The sequence below is a fragment of the Klebsiella sp. JB_Kp004 genome, from assembly GCF_040065795.1.
GTDB classification, from domain to species: Bacteria; Pseudomonadota; Gammaproteobacteria; order Enterobacterales; family Enterobacteriaceae; genus Klebsiella; species Klebsiella quasipneumoniae.
Genome location: NZ_JBEAKW010000008.1, coordinates 1 through 24807 on the forward strand (window position 1 = coordinate 1; position 24807 = coordinate 24807).

At 60.5% G+C, this 24807-nt stretch carries 21 protein-coding genes, 1 pseudogene and 1 riboswitch; of the genes and pseudogenes, 9 read left to right on the forward strand and 13 right to left on the reverse strand.

Annotated elements, in window-relative coordinates:
- Nucleotides 1-352: 352 nt before the first annotated feature.
- The 7 genes from ABLX76_RS10285 to tenA all read right to left on the reverse strand — a co-directional run bounded on the left by ABLX76_RS10285 (nt 353) and on the right by tenA (nt 7750).
- The gene (locus tag ABLX76_RS10285; protein WP_348874518.1) at nt 353-1246 is read right to left on the reverse strand and encodes a LysR substrate-binding domain-containing protein; all 894 of its coding nucleotides are present in this window, start codon (nt 1244-1246) and stop codon (nt 353-355) included.
- Nucleotides 1247-1449: 203 nt separating this feature from the next.
- Nucleotides 1450-2931, reverse strand: a complete 1482-nt coding sequence (locus tag ABLX76_RS10290) for an aspartate aminotransferase family protein (RefSeq protein WP_176377340.1) — start codon at nt 2929-2931, stop codon at nt 1450-1452.
- Between the two features lie 9 nt (nt 2932-2940).
- Nucleotides 2941-4326: a diaminobutyrate--2-oxoglutarate transaminase gene (locus ABLX76_RS10295; RefSeq protein WP_072096675.1), complete on the reverse strand. Its 1386-nt coding sequence runs from the start codon at nt 4324-4326 to the stop codon at nt 2941-2943.
- 306 nt (nt 4327-4632) lie between these two features.
- Nucleotides 4633-5568: an ABC transporter substrate-binding protein gene (locus ABLX76_RS10300; protein ID WP_241515963.1), complete on the reverse strand. Its 936-nt coding sequence runs from the start codon at nt 5566-5568 to the stop codon at nt 4633-4635.
- Nucleotides 5569-5592: 24 nt separating this feature from the next.
- A complete protein-coding gene (locus tag ABLX76_RS10305) occupies nt 5593-6333 on the reverse strand; it encodes an ABC transporter permease (protein ID WP_032452953.1) in 741 nt (246 codons plus the stop codon).
- Complete coding sequence (locus ABLX76_RS10310) at nt 6330-7058, reverse strand: ABC transporter ATP-binding protein (protein ID WP_048335802.1); 729 nt, start codon at nt 7056-7058, stop codon at nt 6330-6332. Before ABLX76_RS10310 ends, ABLX76_RS10305 begins: the two co-directional genes overlap by 4 nt.
- Nucleotides 7055-7750, reverse strand: a complete 696-nt coding sequence (gene tenA / locus ABLX76_RS10315) for a thiaminase II (protein WP_065883654.1) — start codon at nt 7748-7750, stop codon at nt 7055-7057. The genes ABLX76_RS10310 and tenA overlap by 4 nt, the downstream gene beginning before the upstream one ends.
- 68 nt (nt 7751-7818) lie before the next feature.
- Nucleotides 7819-7920, reverse strand: a riboswitch (TPP riboswitch).
- A gap of 220 nt (nt 7921-8140) precedes the next feature.
- Between tenA and ABLX76_RS10320 the strand changes: the two genes are divergently transcribed.
- The 3 genes from ABLX76_RS10320 (at nt 8141) to ABLX76_RS10330 (ending at nt 11397) form a co-directional block, all read left to right on the forward strand.
- Nucleotides 8141-9262, forward strand: coding sequence for a BamA/TamA family outer membrane protein (locus tag ABLX76_RS10320; protein WP_064154579.1), 1122 nt, complete (start codon nt 8141-8143; stop codon nt 9260-9262).
- Nucleotides 9263-9280: 18 nt separating this feature from the next.
- A complete protein-coding gene (locus ABLX76_RS10325) occupies nt 9281-10225 on the forward strand; it encodes a hypothetical protein (protein WP_065883655.1) in 945 nt (314 codons plus the stop codon).
- Between the two features lie 65 nt (nt 10226-10290).
- Nucleotides 10291-11397, forward strand: a complete 1107-nt coding sequence (locus ABLX76_RS10330; RefSeq protein WP_065883657.1) for a DUF4056 domain-containing protein — start codon at nt 10291-10293, stop codon at nt 11395-11397.
- A gap of 36 nt (nt 11398-11433) precedes the next feature.
- Here the strand turns inward: ABLX76_RS10330 and ABLX76_RS10335 are convergent, their stop codons facing one another.
- The 3 genes from ABLX76_RS10335 to ABLX76_RS10345 all read right to left on the reverse strand — a co-directional run bounded on the left by ABLX76_RS10335 (nt 11434) and on the right by ABLX76_RS10345 (nt 14773).
- Nucleotides 11434-12606 carry a Gfo/Idh/MocA family oxidoreductase gene (locus ABLX76_RS10335; RefSeq protein ID WP_023289780.1) on the reverse strand — a complete coding sequence of 391 codons (1173 nt, stop codon included), beginning with the start codon at nt 12604-12606 and terminating at the stop codon, nt 11434-11436.
- 12 nt (nt 12607-12618) lie between these two features.
- Nucleotides 12619-13542, reverse strand: a complete 924-nt coding sequence (locus tag ABLX76_RS10340) for a TIM barrel protein (protein WP_065883659.1) — start codon at nt 13540-13542, stop codon at nt 12619-12621.
- Between the two features lie 190 nt (nt 13543-13732).
- Nucleotides 13733-14773, reverse strand: coding sequence for a LacI family DNA-binding transcriptional regulator (locus ABLX76_RS10345; RefSeq protein ID WP_101976439.1), 1041 nt, complete (start codon nt 14771-14773; stop codon nt 13733-13735).
- A gap of 396 nt (nt 14774-15169) precedes the next feature.
- Between ABLX76_RS10345 and ABLX76_RS10350 the strand changes: the two genes are divergently transcribed.
- Together ABLX76_RS10350 and ABLX76_RS10355 are read left to right on the forward strand one after the other, a co-directional pair.
- Entirely contained in the window at nt 15170-16426 is a 1257-nt protein-coding gene (locus tag ABLX76_RS10350) for a sensor domain-containing diguanylate cyclase (protein ID WP_348874476.1), read from the forward strand.
- Nucleotides 16427-16515: 89 nt separating this feature from the next.
- Nucleotides 16516-17457, forward strand: coding sequence for a hypothetical protein (locus ABLX76_RS10355; protein ID WP_348874477.1), 942 nt, complete (start codon nt 16516-16518; stop codon nt 17455-17457).
- Between the two features lie 54 nt (nt 17458-17511).
- Here ABLX76_RS10355 and guaD read toward each other — a convergent pair whose 3' ends face one another.
- Together guaD and ABLX76_RS10365 are read right to left on the reverse strand one after the other, a co-directional pair.
- The gene (gene guaD / locus ABLX76_RS10360; protein WP_086075859.1) at nt 17512-18822 is read right to left on the reverse strand and encodes a guanine deaminase; all 1311 of its coding nucleotides are present in this window, start codon (nt 18820-18822) and stop codon (nt 17512-17514) included.
- 101 nt (nt 18823-18923) lie between these two features.
- Nucleotides 18924-20420 (reverse strand): NCS1 family nucleobase:cation symporter-1, encoded by a 1497-nt coding sequence (locus ABLX76_RS10365; protein ID WP_023289774.1) that lies wholly within the window; start codon nt 20418-20420, stop codon nt 18924-18926.
- Nucleotides 20421-20564: 144 nt separating this feature from the next.
- Here ABLX76_RS10365 and ABLX76_RS10370 point away from each other — a divergent pair, with 144 nt between their 5' ends.
- From ABLX76_RS10370 to puuE, 3 genes and pseudogenes are all read left to right on the forward strand, one after another.
- Nucleotides 20565-21281, forward strand: coding sequence for a GntR family transcriptional regulator (locus ABLX76_RS10370; protein ID WP_002905523.1), 717 nt, complete (start codon nt 20565-20567; stop codon nt 21279-21281).
- Nucleotides 21281-22146, forward strand: a pseudogene (hpxA, locus tag ABLX76_RS10375) (allantoin racemase). The gene ABLX76_RS10370 and the pseudogene hpxA overlap by 1 nt, the downstream one beginning before the upstream one ends.
- Nucleotides 22070-22969, forward strand: coding sequence for an allantoinase PuuE (puuE, locus tag ABLX76_RS10380; RefSeq protein WP_223171644.1), 900 nt, complete (start codon nt 22070-22072; stop codon nt 22967-22969). The pseudogene hpxA and the gene puuE overlap by 77 nt, the downstream one beginning before the upstream one ends.
- 87 nt (nt 22970-23056) lie before the next feature.
- Here puuE and ABLX76_RS10385 read toward each other — a convergent pair whose 3' ends face one another.
- Complete coding sequence (locus tag ABLX76_RS10385) at nt 23057-23848, reverse strand: sulfite exporter TauE/SafE family protein (protein WP_241515967.1); 792 nt, start codon at nt 23846-23848, stop codon at nt 23057-23059.
- Nucleotides 23849-23957: 109 nt separating this feature from the next.
- Here ABLX76_RS10385 and ABLX76_RS10390 point away from each other — a divergent pair, with 109 nt between their 5' ends.
- Complete coding sequence (locus ABLX76_RS10390) at nt 23958-24725, forward strand: helix-turn-helix transcriptional regulator (protein ID WP_086075863.1); 768 nt, start codon at nt 23958-23960, stop codon at nt 24723-24725.
- Nucleotides 24726-24807 lie beyond the last annotated feature (82 nt).

Below are 24807 nucleotides of genomic sequence, written 5' to 3' on the forward strand. Positions count from 1 at the left end.
CAGGGAGAATGTAGGCCCGGTAAGGCGCAGCCGCCACCGGGCATCGAAGCGGGAACGGCGCTGGATGCCTGTTGCCGGGCGGCGCTGCGCTTGCCCGGCCAGGCGGGTTACGGAGCCGCGTGCAGGCCAGGTAAGGCGCAGCCGCCACCGGGCGTTGAAACGGGAAGGGTGATGGATGCCCATTGCCGGGCGGCGCTGCGCTTGCCCGGCCTGGGGGGTTACGGTGCCGGGTGCAGGCCCGGTAAGGCGGGTTACGTAGCGGGTGGAGACAAAATGTTGGCCGGGGTAACAGACGCTGCTGAACGGTTCCCTCTCCATCCGGGAGAGGGTTAGGGAAACTGGCGTGACACTGTCACCGAAAAACCCACTCCTGCAGGGCTTCGGACATCAGTTCGCCGAGCAGCGTGACCGCGGCGGAATGGGGTTCCTGACGCGGGGTTTGTTGCAGACTGACGGCCAGGTTGCCGGGGGATGGCAGTGATCCGCCGGCGGGGCGCAGATTGCCTGGCATGCCGATGCGGCTGCGTACCGTCAGCCCCAGGCCGGCCTGCACCGCCGCCCAGATGCCGCTCAGGCTGTGGCTGACGAACACCACCTGCCAGGGGATCCCTGCGGCATCGAGACAGGCAATAGCGCGGGAACGCATCAGGCACGGGCTGTCGAACATCACCAGCGGCAGCGGCTCGCCGGACGCCAGCCGCGCGCGAACGTCAAAGTCAGGATGCGCAATCCACGCCAGCGGGCAGCGGCCCAGCCCGGGGCCCTGATCTTCGGTTTGCCACAGCAGCGCCAGATCCAGCGTCTGCTCCGCCAGCGCCTGGCGCAGCGGGCCATTGCGATCCACCCTGGCGACGATCCGCACCTGCGGATGGTGGCGGGTAAACTGCCCAAGGATCCCCGGCATCAGCGATTCGCCAAAATCTTCCTGCATGCCAAGGTGAATTTCGCCAGTGAGCCGTTCGCCCTGCAGCGCGCGCAGGGTTTCATCATTGAGCGCCAGCAGCCGTCTGGCGTAGCTCATTAGCTTTTCGCCCTCCGCGGTCAGTGCCAGGTGCCGCCCCTGTTTAACCACCAGCGCGGCGCCGCACTGACTCTCCAGCTTTTTGAGCTGGGCGCTGACGGCGGAGGTGGAGCGCGCCAGACGCTGCGCCGCCAGGGCGAAGCTGCCGCACTCCATGCCGGTCACAAAGCTGCGCAGGGCGTCGAGATCGAGGCCGGGTAAGCGTTTCTCCATTATCATCCTTATTACCGGGACGTTGGATTCTGGCGATTGCCATTATCGGGACCTTACTGTGGCATCGCGGCGGGCAGGCGTCAACGGACCCTGCGGCGAGAAGCGTAGAAGTCGCGCAGGCAGGCATAAAAAAAGCCGATAAGGGAACTTATCGGCTTAGTGCAGGCAGGGCTGGCCGCTGAGCGGGGCGACAGGCGCCGCCTCGCTCAGGCAGATTATTGCGCCAGCAGCTCCTGAGCGGTGCGCTCCACCAGGCTCAGCAGGACCTTCACATCATCCAGCGTCACCACCGGGTTCAGCAGGGTCAGCTTCAGGCAGGTAACGCCGTTGTGCTCGGTCACGCCAACGTTGGCGCGGCCGGAAGCCAGCAGGGCGTCGCCGACGCGCTGGTTGAGCAGGGCGATAGCCGCCGCGTCGCTCTGCGCCATCTGCGCCGGACGGGAACGGAACAGCACGCTCGCCAGCTGCGGCTGCATCACCAACTCCAGCGTCGGCTGCGACTTCACGTACTCCGCGACGTTTTTCGCCATGGTGACGCCGTGATCGATGATCGCCGCATACTGTTTCTGCCCCAGCGCTTCGAGGCCCATCCACAGCTTCAGGGCATCGAAGCGGCGGGTGGTCTGCAGCGATTTGGAGACCAGGTTCGGCACGCCGTGTTCTTCATCGAACTCGGAGTTCAGATAGGCCGCCTGATAACGCATCAGCTCGTAATGGCGGGCATCCTTCAGCAGGAAGGCACCGCAGCTGATGGTCTGGAAGAACTGCTTGTGGAAGTCCAGGGTAACGGAATCCACCAGCTCCAGACCGTCAAGATAGTCGCGATACTGCTCAGACAGCAGCAGCGCGCCGCCCCAGGCCGCGTCAACGTGCAGCCAGATCTGATGCTCCGCAGCGATACCAGCGATGTCGCGCAGCGGGTCGATAGCCCCCGCGTCGGTGGTCCCGGCGGTGGCGACGATCGCCATGATCTGTTCACCGTTAGCCTGCGCCTGCGCAATCTTCGCCTGCAGGTCGGCCACGTCCATCCGCGCGAATTCGTCGGTTTTCACCAGCGTAACCGAGCGGTAGCCGAGGCCCATCAGCGCCATGTTCTTCTGCACCGAGAAGTGGGCGTTTTCCGAGCACAGCACTTTGTACTGGCGGATATCCCCCGGCAGTCCATCCTGCTGGATGGAGTGTCCCTGACGGGCGAAGAAGGCGTCGCGCGCCAACATCAGGCCCATCAGGTTGCTCTGGGTGCCGCCGCTGGTGAAGACGCCGGCGTCGCCTGCCGGATAGCCGACCCGGGCGCGCAGCCACTCGATCAGCTTCATCTCAATGATGGTCGCCGACGGGCTCTGATCCCAGGAGTCCATGCTCTGGTTGGTGGCGTTGATCAGCACTTCCGCCGCCTGGCTAATCACCAGGCTCGGGCAGTGCAGGTGCGCCACGCACTGTGGGTGATGCACCGACAGGCTGTCTTTCAGGAAGTACTCGATCGCACGATCAATCGCCGCCTGGTTACCCAACCCCTGTTCGTTAAATTCAAGGGAGATACGCTCACGCAGTTCGTCAACGCTTTTCCCCTGATACATCTCAGGTTGCTTCAGCCACTGCACAACGGCCTGACTGGTCTGCTCGATAACCTGCTGATAAGCCTCAACGCTCTGCGCCGAACCAGCAAGAATCGGATTCAATGTGGACATGGTGGTCACTGACTCCACTCAGACCGGTTTCACACCGGCGGCCAGCAGGGCCTGTTCAAATTTGTCGAGGAACACATTCAGTTCCGCGTCGCTGATCAGCAGGGACGGCAGCAGGCGCAGCACGCAGCCGTGACGACCACCGCGCTCCAGAATCAGGCCCGCTTCGAAGCATTTCTTCTGCAGCAGGGCAGAGAGTTCGCCGTCAGCCGGGTAGCAGCCCATGTGATCCTGCGCGTCGTTCGGCTTGACGATTTCGATACCGATCATCAGACCGAGACCGCGAACGTGGCCAATGACCGGGTAGCGCTTCTGCAGCTCCGCCAGTTTGCCTTTCAGCCACTCGCCCTGGGCGGCGACTTTGTCGGCAATGTTGTTGTCGCGCAGGTGACGCAGGGTGGTCAGGCCGGTAGCCATCGCCAGCTGGTTGCCGCGGAAGGTGCCGGTGTGGTGACCCGGTTCCCAGGCGTCGAACTGCTTTTTAATGCCCAGCACCGCCAGCGGCAGACCGCCGCCAACCGCTTTCGACATCACGATGATGTCCGGCTGAATACCGGCGTGTTCGAAGGCGAAGAATTTACCGGTACGGGCAAAGCCGGCCTGCACTTCATCAACGATCAGCAGAATGCCGTGCTCTTCGGTCACTTTGCGGATGCGCTGCAGCCACTCGACCGGCGCCGGGTTCACGCCGCCTTCGCCCTGAACGGCTTCGAGGATCACGGCCGCCGGTTTACGGACGCCGCTCTCCACGTCGTTGATCAGGTTTTCGAAGTAGTAGGTCAGCGCTTTGACGCCGGCTTCGCCGCCGATGCCCAGCGGGCAGCGGTACAGGTGCGGGTAAGGCATAAACTGCACTTCCGGCATCATGCCGTTGACCGCCGCTTTCGGCGACAGGTTGCCGGTGACCGACAGCGCGCCGTGGGTCATCCCGTGATAGCCGCCGGAGAAGCTGATCACTGACGTACGACCGGTGTATTTTTTCGCCAGCTTCAGCGCCGCTTCCACGGCGTCAGCGCCGGAAGGACCGGTGAACTGCAGGCAATACTCTTTCCCTTCGCCCGGCAGGCAAGAGAGCAGGTATTCGGAGAAACGATCTTTTAACGGGGTAGTCAGATCGAGAGTATGTAACGGCAAGCCGCTGGTAATGACACTTTGGATGCTCTGCAATACATCAGGGTGGTTGTGGCCCAGAGCGAGAGTACCGGCGCCGGCAAGGCAGTCCAGGTACTGTTTGTTATCCGCATCCGTCAGCCACACGCCTTCAGCTTTAGTGATAGCCAGCGGTAACTTACGCGGGTAACTCCTGACATTCGATTCGAATTCGGCCTGACGGGCCAAAAAGGTTTCGTTGTTTGCGTCTAATAAATCGGCACGTAAAGTATCAATACGGACTTTATCCGTCATCATATCACTCCCACAACCAGCATTGCGGTTGAACGCTGGTTGAATAATTGGTGTAAGGAATTGAATTGGCATTCATAAAGCGCGCACAATATATGGCTTTTTAAATCCGCATTCAACGTTTTATTGATTGCGTTATTTTGACGCTATTCTTACTGGGGTAAAAATTAACGTAACCTGCTGAATTATAATAAAACAAACCAGAGTAACGATAACCCTTTAAAGTGTAATTATTAGTGAGAAAGTCTCTATATTTTTATTGCCGCTGCGTTAAATCGCTGACGGAAAGCCTTCCGTCAGCGATGGCAAGAGTCAATGCAGCTCAACCGCATAATTTGTTAAAGGTGTAACTTTTTTCACCAACTTATTGTTATATAAAAACTGTTCGTAAGTGTCGTAGCGCGCTTTATCCAGCGCCGCCGGATCGGCGGCGAACAGCGGCACGGTTTGCAGCCACGCCTGATGGTTAAGCTCGGTCTTCAGCTCCGGATGGGCGGCGGCGAACGCCTCCCAGCTCTCCTGCGGATGCGCGCGCAGGTAGCTGACCCCGGCCTGCAGGGCGGTGAGGAATTTACGGATTTTCGCCTCATGAATCGCGTCGCGGTGGGCGACAATCACCAGCTCGTCATAGGCCGGTACGCCATAATCCTCAACGTTCATCACCACCGGGGCTTTGCCCTGCAGCTTCAGCTCCTGCGCTTCTATATTACGATAACCGCCGATGACCGCGTCCACCTGGCCCGCCAGCAGAGCGCTGGTCAGCTGAAAATTGACGTTGACCAGCTTGATACTGGCCGGATCGATCCCCGCATGCTGCGCCATGGTCGACAGGGTGGCCTGCTCAATGCCGCTGACCGAGTAACCCACCTTCTTGCCTTGCAGATCCGCCGGGGTTTTGATCTGCTTATCCAGGGCGATCACCGTGTTCAGCGGCGAGCCGATCAGGGTGCCCACGCGCACCAGCGGTAACCCTTCGTCAGCGAAGAAGTGCACCTGCGGCTGGTAGGTGATGGCCAGGTCCGCCTGACGGGCGGCCACCATGCGGGGCGGCAGCGCCGGATCCGACGGGGGAACAATCTTGACGTCCAGACCCTGGGCCTTAAAGGCGCCGATCTGCTCGGCCATCATAATCGGCGCATGGTCGGGGTTAATATACCAGTCCAGCACCAGGGTGAGCGGTTCATTGGCCAGCGCGTGACCGCTGAGCAGCGCCGTCAGGGTTGCTCCGGCGAAAAGCGACGTTTTCATCTGTTTTCCTTTATTACTTCATGATTATTCCGGCGACCAGTCGATCAACCGGTGCAGCAGGGTGTCTACCGCCAGCCACAGGAAGAGGGTCAGCAGTACTAAAATAAACAGCGCGGCGAAGCAGATATCGGTTTGCAGCCGCGCGTTGGCATTAAGCATGACGTAGCCCAGCCCCTCGGCGGAGCCGACCCATTCGCCGATAATGGCGCCGATGGGGGCCACCGCCGCCGCCATGCGCAGGCCCGAGCCCAGCGCCGGCAGGGCGGCCATCAGGCGGACATGCCGCAGCTGAGCGCCGAAGGAGGCGTTCATGCTGCGCGCCAGATCGAGATACTCGTGGTTGACCCGTCGCAAGCCGTCAAAGAAGGCGGACGTGACGGGAAAGAAAATCACCAGCACCGCCATCGCCACTTTGGCGCTCATGCCAAACCCCAGCCACAGAACCAGCAGCGGGGCGAGGGCAAAGACCGGGATCGCCTGGCTGGTGAGCACCAGCGGCATCAGCCAGCGCTGCAGGCGCGGGGAGAGGATCATGCCCAGCGCCAGCGTGACGCCGAGCGCCACCCCCAGCGCCAGGCCGCTGAGGATCTCGCTGAGGGTAATCAGCGTGTGCCAGCCGAGATAGGCGCGATTGACCCACAGCGCCTCGGCGACCGCCGCCGGGGAGGGTAAAAGAAAGTGCGGAATGCCGCTGCGGCTGGCCAGCCCCCAGAGAAGCATCAGTCCGCAGAACACCATGCCGCCGCGCCAGAGACGTCCAGTCATGAGTGGGCCCTCATCAGCTGCTGCAGCAGCGCCGCCTGGGCGTTCAACAGCTCGGGCGCATCCGGCGCGCGCGGAGGCGCGCCGGTGAGGTGATGGCTGTCGTCGATCTCCCCGTCGGCGGCCGAGAGGACCAGCAGACGGTGGCTCAGCCGGCAGGCTTCCAGCGGATCGTGGGTGATCAGCACCACCGTGCGCCCCGCCAGCAGAGTGGCCGCGAGGGTCTGAATACGCGTGCGGGTGAGGGTGTCCAGCGCTGAGAAGGGCTCATCCATCAGCACGATGGGCCGGTCCTCATACAGGGTGCGGGCCAGCGCGGCGCGCTGACGCATCCCGCCGGAGAGCGTCGCCGGCCGGGCGTCGGCGCTGGAGGCGAGCCCCACCTGTTCAAGCAGGGTGGCGACCCGGGCGTGATCCACTTTCTCACCGCGCAGCCGCGCGCCGAGGGCGACGTTCTCCCGAACGCTCAGCCAGGGGTAAAGCAGGTCTTTCTGCCCCATCCACGCCAGGCGGCCGGGTATCGGCTTTCCGTCGCTGGCGACCACTTCCCCGCGGGTGGCGGGGGCCAGGCCGGCCATGACCCGCAGCAGGCTGGTTTTACCGGCCCCGCTGGCGCCGAGCAGCGACACCCACTGGCCGCCGGGGACCGTCAGCGACAGGTTATCGAACAGGCGGCGGTCGCCGAAATGGAGGCTCAGCTTACGGACCTCGATACCTGGCGCCGTCACGCCCGGGACTCCGCCGCGGCGTTGAGCCCCATCTGCCAGAACTGCGCCTCCAGGCGGGTGGCGGTGGTGAAGATGTCGCTCAGCCCGGCGAGGCGGGCCTCGCTTCCGCGCTGTTGCCACACGGTCTCCAGCAGCGCCAGCGCGGCGCTGACGCCCTGCAGATAGCCTTCATCGCCATAGTTACGGATCCACGAGGCGTAAGGATTATCCTCCAGTCGGGTGGAGGGGTGATGCAGCAGGCCCAGACCGATTTCGGCGTAACCCGCCACGCAGGGCATCAGGGCGACCAGCAGATCCAGCGCGTCGCCTGAATGACCGATATCCAGCACGTAGCGGGTGTAATTGATGGTTTCTGGCGCTTCGGGCTGGGCGGCCATCTCCGGTTCGCTAATGCCCCACTGGGCGCAGTAGCCGACGTGCAGCGGCACTTCGTTAAGGATGGCGTTCATGGAGGCGGCCGCGGCGCGCATCTCCGGCAGCGTGCGCAGTTTACTCACCAGCAGCGCGTAGCTGCGGGCGAAATGGATCAGAAACAGATAATCCTGGGTCAGATAGCGACGGAACGCGCTTTTCGCCAGGGTGCCTTCGGCAAGCTGCTGGACGAAAGGGTGCGCCACATAGTGCTGCCAGTCAGCGGCGGCCAGCTGGCGTAAACGGCCATAAAGACCTTGGCTAAACGCGGGAACAATCACAGGACCTCCATTTATGCAGGGGAGATCCGGGCGTGCAGGGGGGTGAACAGGCAATGGCGGTAATGCTGGCAAAATTGCCGACCCGTCCCTTCGCTGGCATGACCCAGATCAGGTTCAAAGGGTTCGGCTTGCGCCATCTCAGCCCTCACGGGACACCCCTCGGTAGCGCTATGTTATACGACTTTCACCTTATGAATACAATCATCGCGCCGTCCGGCGGCGCGAAGGTGTTTTTCTGTGACGGCCAGCTCTTTTTTGTACAAAAAAACCCGAAAAACAGGCCGCTGCGCGTTGGTGAGGGTTCTCCGGTTACGTTATATTTTCATTATTCCGTTGTAATAATCCTGTTCGCCACGCGTGTCGTGCGCGCCCCAACGCCCTGGAGTGAGCATGAAATTCCCGCTGTCCGCGCTGGCGCTTCTGTTCCTGTTGTGCCCGCCTGGCGATGCCGCCGATCTCTTCGATGCGGAAGATAGCATGCTCGACATGAGTCAGTATCTGGCGGAAAACCGTTACGGTTTTCTGCCGGTGCCGCTGGCGATAACCGAGCCGGCGATCGGCTATGGCGGCGGACTGTTTGGCCTGTTTTTACACGGTAAAGGCAGCCGGGAGGGCGGGCAGTTTATTCCTCCGCCGCTCACCGCTTTCGGCGGGGCCGCCACGCAGAATGGCACCTGGTTTATTGGCGGCGGCCATCGTCACACCTGGCGGCATGATCGCATTCGTTACCTGGCGGGAGCCGGCTACGCTAACGTCAATCTGGATATCTATTCCGGCGACATCGGCGGCTTCAGCCATGCTAAACCGGTGCAGACGCAGACCAAAGGGGTCGCCGCGCTGCAAAAGCTGCTGTTTCGCGTGGGCGATACGCCGGTGTTCCTCGGGGCCTCCCAGGTGTATGCCCGGGCGGATGTCGCTTTCGATAATCCGCGGGTCAACCGGGTCTGGCAGCAGGTGCTCGGGCAAAACAGCACCTCTTCGGCGCTGGGGGTGGTGGCGGAATATGACACTACCGATAATATTTTCTATCCTCAGAGTGGGTTAGCGCTGAAGGGCGAATATCGGTTTTTCCGTTCGCTGCTCGGGGGCGATTATCACTACAACACGTTTTCGCTGGACGGGAAGGTGTTTATTCCGCTCAGCCAGACGCTGACCCTGGCGATCGCGGGCAATTATCAGTCCTTAACCCACCATGATAAGCACCTGATGCCGATGGCGCGTCCTTACATCGCGCTGCGTGGGATTTCGCGCTACCGCTATCAGGGCGACTACGTGGCCACGGCGCAAACCCAGCTGGCCTGGGCCGTCACTCCGCGCTGGATCCTGCAGGGATTCGTTGGCGCCGGGAGCGCGGCGGACGCGGCGGAAACGCTATGGGAACAGTCAGAGGTGGCATGGGGGGCCGGTTTTCGTTACCTGATCGCGCGACAGTACGGTTTGCGTACCGGGATTGACGTGGCGTTCAGCGAGCATGAGCAGGCGGTCTATTTCAATGTCGGTTCGGGTTTATAACTACACATGAGAACAAAAATGAGAACATCCGGCGCGGTGTTAACGCTGCTGTTAGCGGCCTGGGGCACGTCGGCTGCGGAGCCGGACGAGAACGACAGCTATTTTCCGATCTGGGGCGATGAGGCTCGCGCCAGAGGATATTCCATTCCGTTACCCTACGGCGTCAACCTGAGCTATATGAATATCCGCCAGGATATCATGGTCGACAGTATTACCTTTTCCGGGCTTAAGCTCGGCAATCATCCCATTCCCAGCGATATGTTCGCCATCGATGCCGGACACACCCGCGAGAAGAGCAAAACCGAAAACCTGCGCCTGGATATGTGGGTCTTTCCGTTCCTTAACGTATACGGACTGGTGGGGCATACCCGCGGGTCGTCCGTCTCCCAGGTTTCAGTGGATTCAGACCCATCGCAGTTTCGCGGCCTGGATCGGGCCATCGCCGGCGCGGTTCACCAGCTTTATCAGAGCGGGAAGTTGCAGGATATTGATTTTAAGCTTGATTTTAAAGGCACCACCTGGGGGGCCGGCTTTACGCTCGCCGGCGGCTACGGCAACTGGTTTGGGTTAGTGGATACTAACTACACCCGCACCGACTTCGATATCCTCGACGGCAGCATTTCGGCGGTCACCGTCTCGCCGCGCGTCGGCTACCGTTTCAGTTTTCAGGGGATCGACGGGCCGTCCCATCTCAGCCTGTGGGTCGGGAGCATGTATCAGGACGTGCAGCAGGAGTTTAAGGGCGATCTCGCCGACCTGCACATGCCGCCAGAGCTGCAGCCCCTTATTGCCGCGGTGAATAAAGACGGCGAGGGCAAATTCGACGTTAAGCAGAAGCTGACCTCGCCGTGGAATATGCTGATTGGCGCCCAGTATGAGGTCACCAAAAACTTTAACGTGCTGACTGAATTCGGTTTTAACGACCGCAACAGCTTCTTTGTCTCCGGTGAATACCGTTTTTAACTAAAACTGCAGGCGCCGTCTGCCGGTAAGATGCGCGCTCTTTTGTTGCTGTGGAGAGGCTGTTGATGCGTAAAGCCTTATGGCTGTTATTCGCGCTGGCGCTGCCGGCGCTGGCGCAGGACCCGGTGTTGCCCGCGGTGACGGAGATCCATCCTGCGCCCACCCTGGGCGAGCTGTCGCCGCCGGAATCGCTGCGGCCATGCTGCGCCTTTGGTTACGACCTGCACGTGCGGGCGGTGGGCATTCCGATCCCGGTGTATCAGATTGGTAACGTGCTGACCCTGGATACCCTGGGCAAGCACCATTACAACGACAGCGCGCTCGGGGCGGTGAAAAATCTGCTGGGACTGAGCGAGGAGCAAAACGGGCTTATCTATACCCGTCGCGGCGGGTTTATCGATATTGCCCATGTGCGCGACACGGCGGATTACACCTTTTATCTGTTCAATCGCATTTCGCCGACGCTGGGCCAGGCGGGGCGCATATTCTACAGCGAAGAGCTGGGGGTGCGCCGCGTTCAGCTCAATGCCTTTACGCCGCCGCCGGGGGTCAGGCAACGCTATCAGCTGGCGGCCTGGCTCGCCGGGCACCTGGCCTTCGAAATCGCCCAGTGGCATGAGATCGCTCAGTGGTATGGCTTCCAGTCAGTGCCCGGGTTTTCAGAGGAGATCTCCGCGTTTTCGCCGGAGGATCTCTACTCCAACTTACTGGGCGCCAGGCTGGCGATTAATGTCATCCTTAGCGGCCACGGCGGGTCGGTGGAAGCGTATAACCGGGCCATGGAGGCGGCGCTGAAAAAGGCGCTGACCCGGCTGATGGTGGCCACGCGAGGGGAGACGGAAGCGATGTTCCAGCGGATCGATGGCGACTGGTGGAACAGTCGCCGCCGGGTGCCGGATAAGTTTCTGGTGCTGAAGCGTAATTACGATCTACAGGAAAACCGGCTGCCGACGCCGGTCCCTTTCGAAACCATGCCGCCATATCGCCTGACCATGCCGGCGCAGGTGGGGGGATTCCGCTTGCGCGACCTCGGCGAGCTGCAGATCTATCCGGGGCACGATATGCAGGCGCTGCCGGTTCCTGAGCAATACTATGGCGCTGCCGCGTTTCAGGGGCTGGCCGATCGCGCCCGCGAGGCCGATAAAACCCAGCTGGCGCGCATTGAGAAGTAGCGAGAAAGGCTCAGGGCGAGGCCCTGAGCCGGCGAATTAGCGGAAGTTGACCCAACAGGCGCCGTTGTCGGCAGAGCGTACGCAGTTTTCCACCCAGCGGACGCCGAACGCCCCGGCGCGGGCGTCCGGATACCAGAAGTCCGCCAACAGCGCCTCGTCACGCCGGTCAGCGGCGTCCATGGCGATGGCGAAGCGGCGATAGAGATTCGACCAGGCGTCGAACAGCCCCTCCGGGTGGCCACCGCCGATGCGATCGTCCTGGCGCGCCAGCGGATCAAGATAGCCCATGCCGCGCTCCAGAACGCGCGCCGGTTCGCCCTGCACCTCGTAGCGCAGCTGGTTGGGCTGTTCATCCCACCATTCAAGACTGGCTTTTTCCCCCACGATGCGCACCTTTTGCCCGTGCATGGAGCCGCAGTTAACGGCGGAGCTCCACAGCGAGCCGACGGCGCCGTTGTCATACTCCATCAGCACATGCGCGTTATCTTCCAGCGGGGCGCGGCTTTTGACGAAGCTTTGTCTGGCGCACATCAGCCGGGCGATCTTCAACTGCGGGGCCATGGTTTCGACCAGAAACAGCGGGTGAGTGGCAAGATCCCCCAGCACATAGCTGGGGCCGACGAAGCGGGGATCGACCCGCCAGCGGGTACTGGCGTTTTCCTGCTCCACCGGCTGGGCGTGGAAGCCATGAGCAAACTGCATATTGACGATACGAATGTCGCCCAGCAGTCCGTCGGCGATCATCTGCCGGGCCTGCAGGATCATCTGATGGCCGGCATAACCGTAGGTCACGCCGATGATCTTACGCTGCCGCTGGCTGAGGGCCACCAGTTCGTCCGCCTCTTCGCTGCTGAAGCACAGCGGCTTTTCACACACCACGTGCAGCCCGGCCTCCAGCGCCGCCCGACAGATGGCATAGTGAGTGTTATTCGGCGTGGCAATCGACACGGCCTGAATACCGTCCGGGCGGGCAGCCTCGCCGCGAAACAGACTCTGGTAATCGGCGTAACAGCGTGCGGGATCGACCCCCAGCTGTTGACCGAACTGGCGCCCGCGATCGGCATCAATATCAAAGGCGCCGGCCAGCAGCGCAAAGGTGTTATCGCGCAGGGCGGCAGAGCGGTGAATATAGCCGATCTGGCTGCTGCCGCCGCCGCCGACCATGCCCCAGCGCAGGGTGCGGTCGAGCGGTCTTAAACCGTTAATCATGGGGTTCTCCTGTCAGAATCCGACGCCGCGCAGGTAGCGCAGGCTCTCCGTGACCGCCTGCAGGCTGCCTGCGGCATGGCGCGGATCACGCTCTTGTTCAATGGTTATCCAGCCCTGATAGCCGCGGCGGGCAAGAAAATCGTTAATGGCCGGGTAGTCAATGGCGCCGCTGCCGAGCGGGCACATCACCCCTTCGGCGCAGGCGGTGAAAAAGTCGATGCCTTCGGCGACGGCGCGCTGGTAAACCTGCGGATCCACATCCTTGAAGTGCAGGTAGTCGAGCCGCGCGTAATAGCGATCCAGCCAGGTGAGCGGATCCATTCCGGCGTAGTAGAGATGCCCGGTATCCAGACACAACCCTGCCACGTCGTGCGGGATAGCGTTGGCCAGCCGCTCGATTTCATCGGCAAATTCGATGCAGCCCCCGGCGTGGGGATGGATAACCGCCCGCACGCCGTACTCCCGCCAGGCGAGGGTGCTGAGGGCGGTAATGTGCGCCATCATCCGCTGCCAGTCTGCGTCATTGAGGCGCGGAGCCAGCGCGCTGCGTCCGGCAAAGCGCGCCCGCTCGGGGTTGCCGAAGTCGATAATCACCAGATAGGGCGGCTGGAAAGGGTGCCCCGGGATGGGGGCGGCGGTCGGAACCTGCGACAGATTGCGGCAGATTTGATGGGTCAGCGCCTCCAGAGTGGGATAATGGTCTTCGCTCACCAGATCGTCAAAGATCGTCCCGGCGACCAGCGACAGCTGATGCTGTTCCAGCGCCGCGCGCAGGCTGCTCGGGTCGGTGGGCAGGTAGCCCCACGGGCCGAGCTCGATGCTGCGATAGCCGGCCTGCGCCGCCTCCTTCAGCACGGTAGTCCAGGCGGGAAGGTCAGGGTTTTTCGGGTCATCCACGCCCCAGCTGCAGGGGGCGTTGGCGATAGGATAGGTCATGTCGGCTTCCTTTTATCACAGGGGATGCCGCTGAGTATTGAATGAAAATTTCATGGTCAACAATATTGGAATGATAATTTTATGATGGCCATCATGATTTGTATTGAGGTTGTTTTTGATAGTTATTTATCAAAATGAGTCCAGGCGTGGTCCAGGCGTGAGGCCGCCCCGTCGGCGACGGGGCGGGCGTTTACATATTTTCTTTGGTGATGATATCGAAAGGCTGAGGGTGCGAAATCACTTCGCTGGGCGGCCGCGAAACGGCTTCCGTCATGGCGCGAAGGGTGGCGGCGGCAAAGTCATCCAGCCGGTGGTTGAGAATGACATCGATGGTGCCATCGATCAGGGCCAGTTCACTGTCGCTTAGCGGGCCATGGCAGACCAGGGTGACGGCCTGCTGGCGGCCGCTGTCGCGCAGCGCCCCGACAATCCCTTCAATGCCGCCGCAGGGAGCATAGATCGCCTGCAGGGCCGGGTACTGGCTGAGCAGCTGTTCCGTTACGCTTCTGGCGACATCCGCCCGTTCATGGCTGCGAACCGGCTCAAGGATCTGCTGCCCTTTACCCTGCTCGCGCAGACAGGAGCGGAAGCTGATCTCACAGCTTTCCTGACAGGTAAAACGATTATCGCCAATGATAATGGCTATTTCGCCTTCGCCACGGCATAAGCGGTCGATAAACCAGGCGGCGGTGCGCCCGGCTTTTTGGTTATCAAGGCCGATATAGCCGCTGCGCTGGGGAACCGACAGATCCGAAAGCAGGGTGAATACGCGAACGCCGCGGGCGGCGGCCCGGCCCACCGCATGGCGAATCAGCGGGTGATCCAGCGCCACCAGGCCGAGCACCTCCACCTCATCGCTGAGCCGGTGAATGGCCTGGGCCATCGCTTCCACCGCATCAATGGCAAAATGCAGGATCGCCGGCGTCTCGCCCGCCGGCAGCCACGGCGCGGCCTCTCTTGCGAGCGCCCTCGCCAGCGGCAGGTAGAAGGAGTGGGTCTCCTGCAGCAAAATAAAGCCCATCCTGACGGTAACCGGCGCTTTGCCGGCGGCCAGGCGATAGTGCGGCTGTTCGAGCGTAAACCCCAGCCGCCGGGCGGCCTCCAGCACGCGGTACGCGGTAGATTCTTTCACCGCCGCGCGTTTGTTGAGTACCCGGTCGACGGTGGCCACGCCGACGTTGGCTTCGCGCGCAATGTCAGTAAGCGTGATTTTGCTGGCGGATTTTTTCACTGTGATGACCATTGAAAATGAGCGTTATGATAGAAACTATCATGGTAACGCTGAGCAGAACAACGGCCATCTGCGTGCCACGGCACAAGCCTGCGCCCCTGCAGCGTAAAGTGTGACGGGTATACACAGTCTGTGATCAAAAGCGACTACCCGTTCTGGCATTGCTGCTATGCTATTGAAATAAAATTAATAATAAAGGCAGTGTCTCCTCTGTCGGTTAAACCGTGCGCAAAGTCGCTCCGGGTGGGCGTCGCTGGGCCAGGAACCGACTATACTTGCCGCGCACGCGCGTAATCACGGTTACTCGATTATTTTTGCTATCACTTTATGCCAGCGTCAGGGCTGCACTGAATGATGTGCCGTTCCGCGCCGGGAGTGGGTCGGTTTGGGGCCTGTATGTTATTAAAAGAACTGGCTGTTTTTGATGTATTAAGCACCCCGATCTGGGTAGTCCATCCTTTTACAGAGTGTGTGGTCTATGCCAATCAGGCTTCCCGGACGCTGAGCGGCGATATGTCGCTGCATGAGATGCGCAACGGTATCTATTCCACCTGCCCGGAAACGCAGCTGCAGCATTATTTGCGCTATCTCGACGCCATGACTGAGATATTTGAAGTCTGGACGCTGCAGACCGCCAAAGGGTTGCAGTCGGTATATTGTAAAACCACCCTGGTGGAGACCGAGGACAGCGGCACCTTACTGTTATTCGAAGCGGTGAAGCTGCTCGCGCAAAATCAGTCGATTCATACCGGCTCCCGCCGCTACCAGCGGCGGAACAATGGCTTTTTTGCCCGCTTTTTTATGACCAATACCGCACCGATGCTGTTGATCGATCCTCAGAAAGAGGGCCGGATTGTCGATGCCAATATTGCCGCGCTGCGCTTTTATCATTATTCCGATGAGGAAATGCGCACTAAACATACCTGGCAAATTAATACCCTGGGTCGGGATGTGATCCCCATTATGAATAACATTGCCAATATGCCCGGCGGGCATAAGCCGCTTAATTTTACTCATATTCTGGCTGACGGTTCGCTGCGCCATGTTCAAACCTATGCCGGGCCGGTGGTGCTGTATAATATCCGGCTGATGTTATGCATCATTCACGATATCACCGAAGAAGTGCATCTGAAAAAAGAGCTGGAATTTTCCGCCGCCCACGATCCCTTAACCGGACTGTTAAATCGCCGCGAATTTTACCGGCTCGTCGACGCGCCGTCGTTTGTCGCCCATGGTTTTTGTCTGTTGTTAATCGATATCGATCATTTCAAGAGTATTAATGATATTCACGGTCATCAAAAAGGCGATGAAGTTCTGCTGGTGATCTCCCGCATTCTGGAAACCTCGGTGGACCGTGAAGATAAGATATATCGCTGGGGAGGCGAGGAGTTTCTGCTCTTTTTGCCCCATTCGCCGATTGCCCGGGCGCTGATGGTGGCGGAGGCGATCCGCCAGGCGGTCAGCGAATATCAGACGCTGTCGGTCACCGTCAGCATCGGCGTCGCCGAGCATCATGATGGCGAAGCGATTGATCAGCTGTTTTACCGCGTCGATAAAGCGCTGTATGCGGCGAAAAATGACGGGCGCAACCGGGTAACGCGCATGCCTTTTGACAGTGCGGAACTGTTGCGCAATAGCGGTGGCGCAGCCTGATTCGCGCTCGCCGACTATACTGAGGATGAGCCAGCCTGCTGTAACGGGTGGTAATAAGATTAGCCTGTGTTTGAGGTGGCAAACAACGTATGGTGCGTCTTCTCGTTCTGCTGTCGGTAGTCTCTCTTTCTGCGCCGACGACGCTGGCGGCGGACGGGCACGCGATTAAACAACGTGCCGATGCGGTATTGACCTTGATGAGCTATACCGTGGTTCCCGACGTGACCGCCAGCGATCTCAACATCGGTTCCGGGAGCAACGATAAACACAACCTGACCATCACCCAGTTTGGCGGCGGGGCCACCCTGAGCGAGTCGTTTCCTCTTTACCTCGAAGGCACAATGGGCTACAGCCGTTACGACCCGCGATTCGTCGTCAGCAATAGCCAACAGACGCGGAATGTGCCGACCAAATGGAACAGTCTGACCACCACCGGCGGCGTCGGCTGGGATTTTTCGCTGCACCGGGACAGCCTCGGAGGTAACCTGGTGCTGCGGCCGATCGTCAATGTGATGCTGGGCACCCTGGCCAGCGATGTACGCCTTGGCCGCTGGGTCATAGAGCGAAAAACCAACGCCGATCTGCAGTTTCTTGACGGCGGACGCTTCAACGCCTGGGGGCTGGGCGGGGCGCTGATGCTGGATTATGAACGCTTCTCCGCCACCCAGGATATTGATGCCGAACTGCGTTACTCCTATATGCGTCTGCAAAGTTTCGGCAGCAGCGCCGAGGTGGTGCAGGGCGAAGCCAGCGCGGAGAACCTCGGCCTGTATCTGCGCCGCCGCGCGCCGATCGCTGACTGGACGCTGTTGGGCAACCCGTTGCGCTACGTGCTGGAGGGCGCGCATACTGAATTTATCGGCGACCAGCGAGGGGCGCTGGGTTTTACCGGTTTGACCTCCCTGGGGGTTGGTCTCGAACTGGACAGCAGTAAATACCCGGTCTTTATCACCCGCACCCGGCTGGTGGCGCGCTATATGTTCGGCAATAACACCACGGGCTATGGCCTCGGCCTGGCGATGAGTTTTTGAATGCCGCTAACCCAGCCAGCGCCTTCTCCCTTTTGAAGAGGGCCAGGGCGAGGATCAATCCTGACACCACACCCGCTCGCCGTTCACCCACGTCTCGCTGATATTGCGCTCATCGCCCAGGGTCATCAGTACGAACAGCTGCTCATAAATATCATGGCAGCGGCCCATCCGCAGACGCTGCAGCGGAGTGACTGCCGGGTCAATGACCACAAAGTCGGCCTCTTTGCCCGGCTGAAAATTGCCAATCTTCTCTTCCAGCCGCAGGGCGCGCGCCCCGCCGAGAGTGGCGTGATAGAAGGCCTCGCTGGCACGCAGGCGATAGCTCTGTAGTTGTCCTACCTTGTAGGCCTCACCCAGCGTTCGCAGCATGCTGAAGGTGGTCCCGGCCCCGACGTCGCTGCCGATGCCCATCCGCACCCGGTGCTGCCAGCAGGTGGGCAGGGGGAACAGCCCGCTGCCGAGGAACAGATTCGAGGTCGGACAGAAGGCAACGGCGGACCCGGTGTCATGCAGGCACTGCCACTCGGCATCATCAAGATGGATCCCGTGCGCAAATACGCTGCGTTCGCCGGTGAGCTGGTAATGATGATAGACATCCAGATAGCGTGCATGCTCCGGCCACAGCTGTTTAACCCAGGCGATCTCCTCCCGGTTTTCACTGAGATGCGTCTGCAGCCAGGTATCGGGAAACTCGGCCCGCAGACGCTGCACCGCCTCCAGCAACGCCGGCGTCGAGGTGGGGGCAAAGCGCGGGGTGATGGCATACCCCAGCCTGCCGCGCTGATGCCAGCGGCGGATCAGCGTCCGGGTCTGCTCGTAGCTTTCCCCGGCGGTTTCGCACAGATAGTCTGGCACATGGCGATCCATCATCACTTTTCCGGCGATCAGGCGCATATTCAGGCGCAGCGCTTCGCTGAACAACGCCTCCACCGAGGCCGGATGCAGGGTACAAAACACCAGCGCGGTGGTGGTGCCATGGCTAATCAGCTGATTGACAAAAAACTGCGCTATCTCCTGGGCATACTCCGCATCGGCAAACTGGCTCTCCACCGGGAAGGTGTAAGTGGTAAGCCACTCCAGCAGCTGTTCGCCAAAGGCGCCGATCATTTCGGTCTGCGGATAGTGGACATGGGCATCGACGAACCCCGGCAACAGCAGCTTACCCCGCAGGTCAACATAGCCCTTCAGCGGATGCAGAAAGGCTTCACCCTCCTGCCATGGCAGCAGCGTAACAATTTTCCCGTCCTGCAAGAACAACAGGCCATCATTGAGATAGCGGGCCTGGGCGGCCACCTCATCCGGCGTCTCCGCCACGCCGGCGATATCAAAAAATGCACCGCGCACCGCGGTCTGGTAATCCATCATCGAACCTGCCTTCTCTTAACGCTCAGGGAATAGTGATAAACAGCAAGATTGGTGCCAGTTTGCAGCCTGCCGCGGCCAGTCGCCGCGGCAGAAGGGGAAGGTTACTCTTTTTGCGCCACCGCGCCGGAGCGGAAGGCGGCTTTCGCCGCCACTTCACGCTCGTCGCGAGCCAGCCAGCGGTAGGTGGTCGCGCCGAGGAAGACGCCGATAAACCAGCTGAAGTTCGCCACTTCGTGCAGGGCCGGAATAAAGCTGATAATCAGCCCCAGGCCCACCGACGGCAGCAGGGCGGCAATGGCTTTCGGGTTAAAGCCGTTGCGGTACCAGTATTTACCCTTCGGCGTATCGTCAAACAGGTCGTCCACCGATACCCGGCCGCGTTTGATTAAATAGAAGTCGGCGATCAGGATGCCAAACAGCGGGCCAATAAAGGCGCCCAGCACGTCGAGGGTATAGTGGATCAGTTCCGGTGAGTTAAACAGGTTCCACGGCGTCAGAAGTATCGACCCCACCGCGGCGATCATCCCGCCGGCGCGGAAGCTGATTTTCTGCGGCGCGCAGTTGGAAAAATCGAAGGCCGGCGAGACAAAGTTAGCCACGATATTGATGCCGATGGTGGCGGTGATCATGGTCAGCAGGCCGATGGCCACCGCCAGATCGTTGCCCACACGGCTGACGGTTTCAATCGGGTCGGTGATCATTTTGCCGAACAGCGACTGGGTGCCGGAGACAATCACCACGGTGACCACCGAGAACAGCAGGAAGTTAAACGGCAGACCCCAGCGGTTGCCGCGGCGGATCTCGCCCATGCTTTTGCCGTAGCGGGAAAAGTCGCCGAAGTTAAGCAGCGGCCCGGAGAAGTAGGAGACGACCAGGGCCGTGGCGGTGATCATCTGCCAGGTCTGCTCTCCGGCGCTCAGGGATTTGCTGGCGAGGGTAAAGGAGATCCCGTCGAGACCGGTCTTGTATACAATCCAGCCCGCCAGGGCCAGCATTACCACATAGACCGCCGGACCGGCGATGTCGATAAAACGCTTGATGGCGTTCATGCCGTGCCAGAAAACCATCGCCTGCAGCAGCCACATGGTGGCGAAGCACAGCCAGCCGAGCGTCGACAGCCCGAGGAAACTGCTGCCGGTCAGCGAGGCAAGGGAGGGCCAGAACTTGAGCAGGACCAGCATCAGGGCGTTTGCCGCCAGATAGGTCTGAATACCGTACCAGGCGAAGGCGATCAGCCCGCGGATCACCGCCGGGATATTGGCGCCGAAGACACCGAACGCCTGGCGACAGATCACCGCGTAAGGCACCCCGGCCATCTGGCTGGGCTTCGCCACCAGGTTAGCGCACAGCTGCACAATACAGATGCCCACCAGCAGGCAGAGCAGAACCTGCCAGCTGGCCAGCCCAAGCGTAAAGAAGCTTGCCGCCACCACGTAGCCGCCCATGCTGTGCACGTCCGACATCCAGAATGAAAAGATATTGTACCAGCTCCAGTTCTGGTCGCGGGTGGGCGCCAGATCGTCATTACATAGCCGCGGACTGTAGCCGGCGGCCGCCTCGTGAGTCTTCGTCTGCTGCGTGTGGGATGAATGTGGCATGAAACCTGCTCCTCTGAATGAAAACCCTTTGATATGGATTGCTGAGGCTATTGCAGGATCCAGGCCAGAATGATGAATCTTGTATACAAAAAATAATATTTATGTATACGATCTGCTATCGATAAGTGAAACCGGAGTGGGTTAATGAATAATGAACATCGTCTCCAGGCCGCGCCAGCGCTGCAGGATAAGGACGAAAGCATTTACCAGGCGCTGATGACGGCTATCGTCGAACATCAGCTGCCGCCGGGCAGTAAACTGCCGGAAGAGGCGCTGGCGGAAGTTTTCGCCGTGAGCCGCACCGGCATCAGAAAGGTGCTGCAACGACTCGCCGCTGTGCAACTGGTCACGTTAACGCCCAAACGTGGTGCACACGTCACCAGCCCGAGCGTGGAAGAGTCCCAGGCGATCTTTCGCACCCGGGCGCTGCTTGAGGTCGCTAATCTGCCCGATGTGATCGCGCGCTGTCAGCCGCCGCATTTGGCGGCGCTGGAGAACATTATCCAGCGTGAACAGCAGGCCCATGAGGCGCACGACGGCCCGGCGGCGATCCGCCACTCCGCTGACTTTCATATTCAGCTGCAGGCTATCTCCGGCAACCCGGTACTCACCGAGATGGTGACCCGCCTCAGCCAGCGCTCCTCGTTAGTGATTGCCGCCTGGGGCGCACCCTGGCGCCAGGGCTGCCGTTGCGACGATCACCAGCAGCTGGTCGGTTTGCTGCGGGATAAAGCCCTGCAGCCGCTTAGCGAGGCGCTGATGCACCATTTTGATCATATTGTCGCCAGCCTGTGCTTCGAGCGCGATGGCGTCAGTCTGCCCGATTTTTCCCGGCTGTTCGCCGGCCACAAGGAGTCGTGATGTCTTCCGTTTGTATACAAGTGATCAACCCCAACACCAGCCTGGCGATGACCGAAACGATAGGCGCCGCCGCGCGTGCGGTCGCCGCGCCTGGCACCGAGATCCTTGCGGTCTGTCCCCGCGCCGGCGTGCCGTCAATAGAGGGCCACTTTGACGAAGCCATCGCGGCGGTCGGCGTGCTGGAGCAGATCAGGGCCGGACGCGAGCAGGGAGTGGATGGGCATGTGATCGCCTGCTTCGGCGACCCGGGGCTGCTGGCGGCGCGCGAGCTGGCTCAGGGGCCGGTGATCGGCATTGCGGAAGCGGCGATGCATATGGCGACAATGGTCGCCACCCGGTTCTCCATTGTGACCACGCTGCCGCGCACGCTGATCATCGCCCGCCATTTGCTGCACCAGTACGGCTTTCATCAACACTGCGCGGCGCTGCACGCCATTGATTTACCGGTGCTGGCGCTGGAAGACGGCAGCGGCCTGGCGCAGGAGAAAGTGCGTGAGCGCTGCATCCGCGCGCTGAAAGAGGATGGCAGCGGGGCGATTGTCCTTGGCTGCGGCGGGATGGCGACGCTGGCGCAGGAGCTGACCCGCGAGCTGCGGGTGCCGGTGATCGACGGCGTCAGCGCGGCGGTGAAGATGGTCGAGTCGCTGGTCGCGCTGGGGCTGGCGACCAGCAAGCACGGGGACTTAGCGTTCCCGGAGAAAAAAGCGTTAAGCGGACAGTTTCAGTCGTTAAATCCATTTTAAAAGGGGCAGGAGATGGTTGAGAACCAGGAACACTATCCTCGCGATCTGCGAGGTTATGCAGGGCAGCCGCCGCACGCGCGCTGGCCGGGCGGGGCGCGGATCGCGGTGCAGTTCGTCCTTAACTATGAGGAAGGCGCTGAGAACCACGTCCTGCATGGCGATGCGGGTTCGGAACAGTTCCTGTCCGATATTATCGGCGCCGCCAGCTACCCGGCGCGCCATATGTCGATGGACTCTCTCTATGAATACGGTAGTCGGGCCGGGTTCTGGCGCATCCATCGCGAATTTAGCCAGCGCGGGCTGCCGCTGACGGTCTTCGGCGTGGCGATGGCGCTGGCGCGGCATCCGGAGATTGTGGCGGCAATCAAGGCCGCGGATTACGATGTGGTCAGCCACGGCTGGCGCTGGATCCACTATCAGCACATGGATATCGCCGAGGAGCGCGAGCATCTGCACAAAGCGGTGCAGGTGCTGACCGATCTGTTCGGCAAGCCGCCCACCGGCTGGTATACCGGCCGCGACAGCCCCAACACCCGCCAGCTGGTGGTGGAGCACGGCGGCTTTGACTACGACAGCGATTATTACGGCGATGATTTACCTTTCTGGAGCGAAGTGGCCTGCAGCGATGGCAGCCGTCGACCGCACCTGATCGTGCCTTACACCCTCGACGCCAACGACATGCGCTTTGCCACCGCCCAGGGGTTCAACACCGCGGAGCAGTTTTATACCTACCTGAAAGACAGCTTTGACGTGCTGTACGCCGAGGGGGAAACCGCGCCGAAGATGATGTCCGTGGGGATGCATTGCCGGCTGCTGGGGCGTCCGGGCCGTTTCCGCGCGCTGCAGCGTTTCCTTGACTATATCCAGCAGCACGACAAGGTATGGGTCTGCACCCGGCAGCAGATCGCCGACCACTGGCGCGAGGTCCATCCGTATCGCGGTTAGCTTGCTGCCACTCACCAGGCCCTCTCCCCAGGGAGAGGGCATCGCCCGAACGCGTCTGTTGAACCGGTTCACCAGGATGTATTTTGATTATTGAATAAGCATGGCGAGGAGTACCAGGCACAACAGCAGCACATAGATGCGTGCATACCATACATCTGGTACTGCAGGGATAGCCCGGCGGCTAAACATTATCCCGGCCCAGCCGGTCAGGACGAGCAGGACCAAAATTTTCAGGCTGATAAACCCAAGAAATCCGCTCAGCGGAATGCTGTGCCAGCCAATGACGGCATAGGTCACAGCCCCGCATAGCGCCACGGGCAAAGAAAGCGGGTTGGATGCGCTAACGCACTCCTGCATCTCATACCCGTGTCGCCGTAGCAGGGGCACCGTCATGACGCTGCCACCCACGCCCAGCAATGCGGCAATCATGCCGATAATCATACCGCCGCCAGTGACCACTGGCAGGGACAGGCGACGCCGAGCGCTGCCCGTGAAAAAACCTTTGCGCAACAAACAATCGCTGATGGTTGCCAGCATATAGAGAATAAACAGCGCGCGAACGATCTTCTCGCTCAATATCCCCGCCAGACAGGAGCCGACCACCGCCCCAATGGCAATAAACCATAACAACGGGAACAGCGTCTGCGCGGCAAGCTTGCCAGCCCGCCAGTTTCGATAGCTGACCCAGCCGGCGTTAAATATCATCACCGCCGTTGAGGTAGCCACCGCGACATGCATGGCGTTTCCCGTGAGTTCCGGCTGCCGAAGCATCAGTTGATAGACAAATGGCACCACCACAAAGCCACCCCCGAAGCCGAACAGGACTGTGGTAATGCCGGTCGTAAAGCCAGCCAGCGCAATAATAACGATCTCATTCAAGAGAGTATCCCCGACCTGAAAATGAGCGAGCAGCTTATACCGGTCGCGTACGGCTTCCCATTTGCGTAGCGCTCAATTACCTTTGTAAATCGGTCAAAGGGAGGCAGGTGTGCGCAACGTAAAAATTGACGAAGTCGATCGGCTCGATCGCGAAGTGGTGGCGTTAGGTAATGACTATGCGCAAGGGTTTATCCTGCCACCGCACCAGCATCGTCGCGCACAGCTACTGTATGGCGCGACCGGACTGATGTATGTCACCACTCAGGACGGAGAATGGGTGGTTCCTCCGCAACATGCTGTCTGGATCCCTCCTGAAACTGTGCACGCCGTCAGATTTGTGGGGGTGACCACGCGTAGCTTATATATTGAGCCAGATTATGTGACCGCTTTCATTAAACACCGTCGTTGCGAAGTGATCAGCGTCTCGCCGCTGTTGCGCCAGCTACTGCTTGAGGCTGTGGATTTACCACCGTTGTACGACAGCCCACGCGATCGCATGCTGATACAGTTGATGTTGCTGGAACTGGCCGCCATGCCGGTCCGCGAATTTGACATTCCGTTGCCGCAGCATCCGGCGCTGCTGGCGCTTTGTCAGGCTTTCTTGCTTAACCCCTCTATCCATGATCCTGCGGCGCGCTGGGCCAGAGCGCTGTTTATGAGTCCTAGTACCTTTCGTCGCCATTTCCTGAAGCAGCTGGGCCTGTCATTTTCCGCCTGGCGACAGCGAGCCTGTGTGGTGAGCGCCATGGCATGGTTGATAGCAGGGAAACCGGTGAACGAAGTGGCATTATCTCTTGGATACGACAATGCGTCCTCTTTCGCCACCATGTTCCGCCGCGTGACCGGGCAGCCGCCATCGGTTTATCACCCAGCCTGATGCTTCGGGGAAGGGGACTCCGGCAGCATGGGGCGGAAATGAATGTCACTTTATATGGCGTTGCTATGCGTTAACGCAGTCA

Coding starts and splice junctions, on each gene's coding strand:
- ABLX76_RS10295 (WP_072096675.1), bottom strand. CDS start 4,326: ATGATGACGGATAAAGTCCGTATTGATACTTTACGTGCCGATTTATTA.
- ABLX76_RS10300 (WP_241515963.1), bottom strand. CDS start 5,568: ATGAAAACGTCGCTTTTCGCCGGAGCAACCCTGACGGCGCTGCTCAGC.
- ABLX76_RS10305 (WP_032452953.1), bottom strand. CDS start 6,333: ATGACTGGACGTCTCTGGCGCGGCGGCATGGTGTTCTGCGGACTGATG.
- ABLX76_RS10320 (WP_064154579.1), top strand. CDS start 8,141: ATGAAATTCCCGCTGTCCGCGCTGGCGCTTCTGTTCCTGTTGTGCCCG.
- ABLX76_RS10325 (WP_065883655.1), top strand. CDS start 9,281: ATGAGAACATCCGGCGCGGTGTTAACGCTGCTGTTAGCGGCCTGGGGC.
- ABLX76_RS10330 (WP_065883657.1), top strand. CDS start 10,291: ATGCGTAAAGCCTTATGGCTGTTATTCGCGCTGGCGCTGCCGGCGCTG.
- ABLX76_RS10335 (WP_023289780.1), bottom strand. CDS start 12,606: ATGATTAACGGTTTAAGACCGCTCGACCGCACCCTGCGCTGGGGCATG.
- ABLX76_RS10340 (WP_065883659.1), bottom strand. CDS start 13,542: ATGACCTATCCTATCGCCAACGCCCCCTGCAGCTGGGGCGTGGATGAC.
- ABLX76_RS10350 (WP_348874476.1), top strand. CDS start 15,170: ATGTTATTAAAAGAACTGGCTGTTTTTGATGTATTAAGCACCCCGATC.
- ABLX76_RS10355 (WP_348874477.1), top strand. CDS start 16,516: ATGGTGCGTCTTCTCGTTCTGCTGTCGGTAGTCTCTCTTTCTGCGCCG.
- guaD (WP_086075859.1), bottom strand. CDS start 18,822: ATGATGGATTACCAGACCGCGGTGCGCGGTGCATTTTTTGATATCGCC.
- ABLX76_RS10365 (WP_023289774.1), bottom strand. CDS start 20,420: ATGCCACATTCATCCCACACGCAGCAGACGAAGACTCACGAGGCGGCC.
- ABLX76_RS10370 (WP_002905523.1), top strand. CDS start 20,565: ATGAATAATGAACATCGTCTCCAGGCCGCGCCAGCGCTGCAGGATAAG.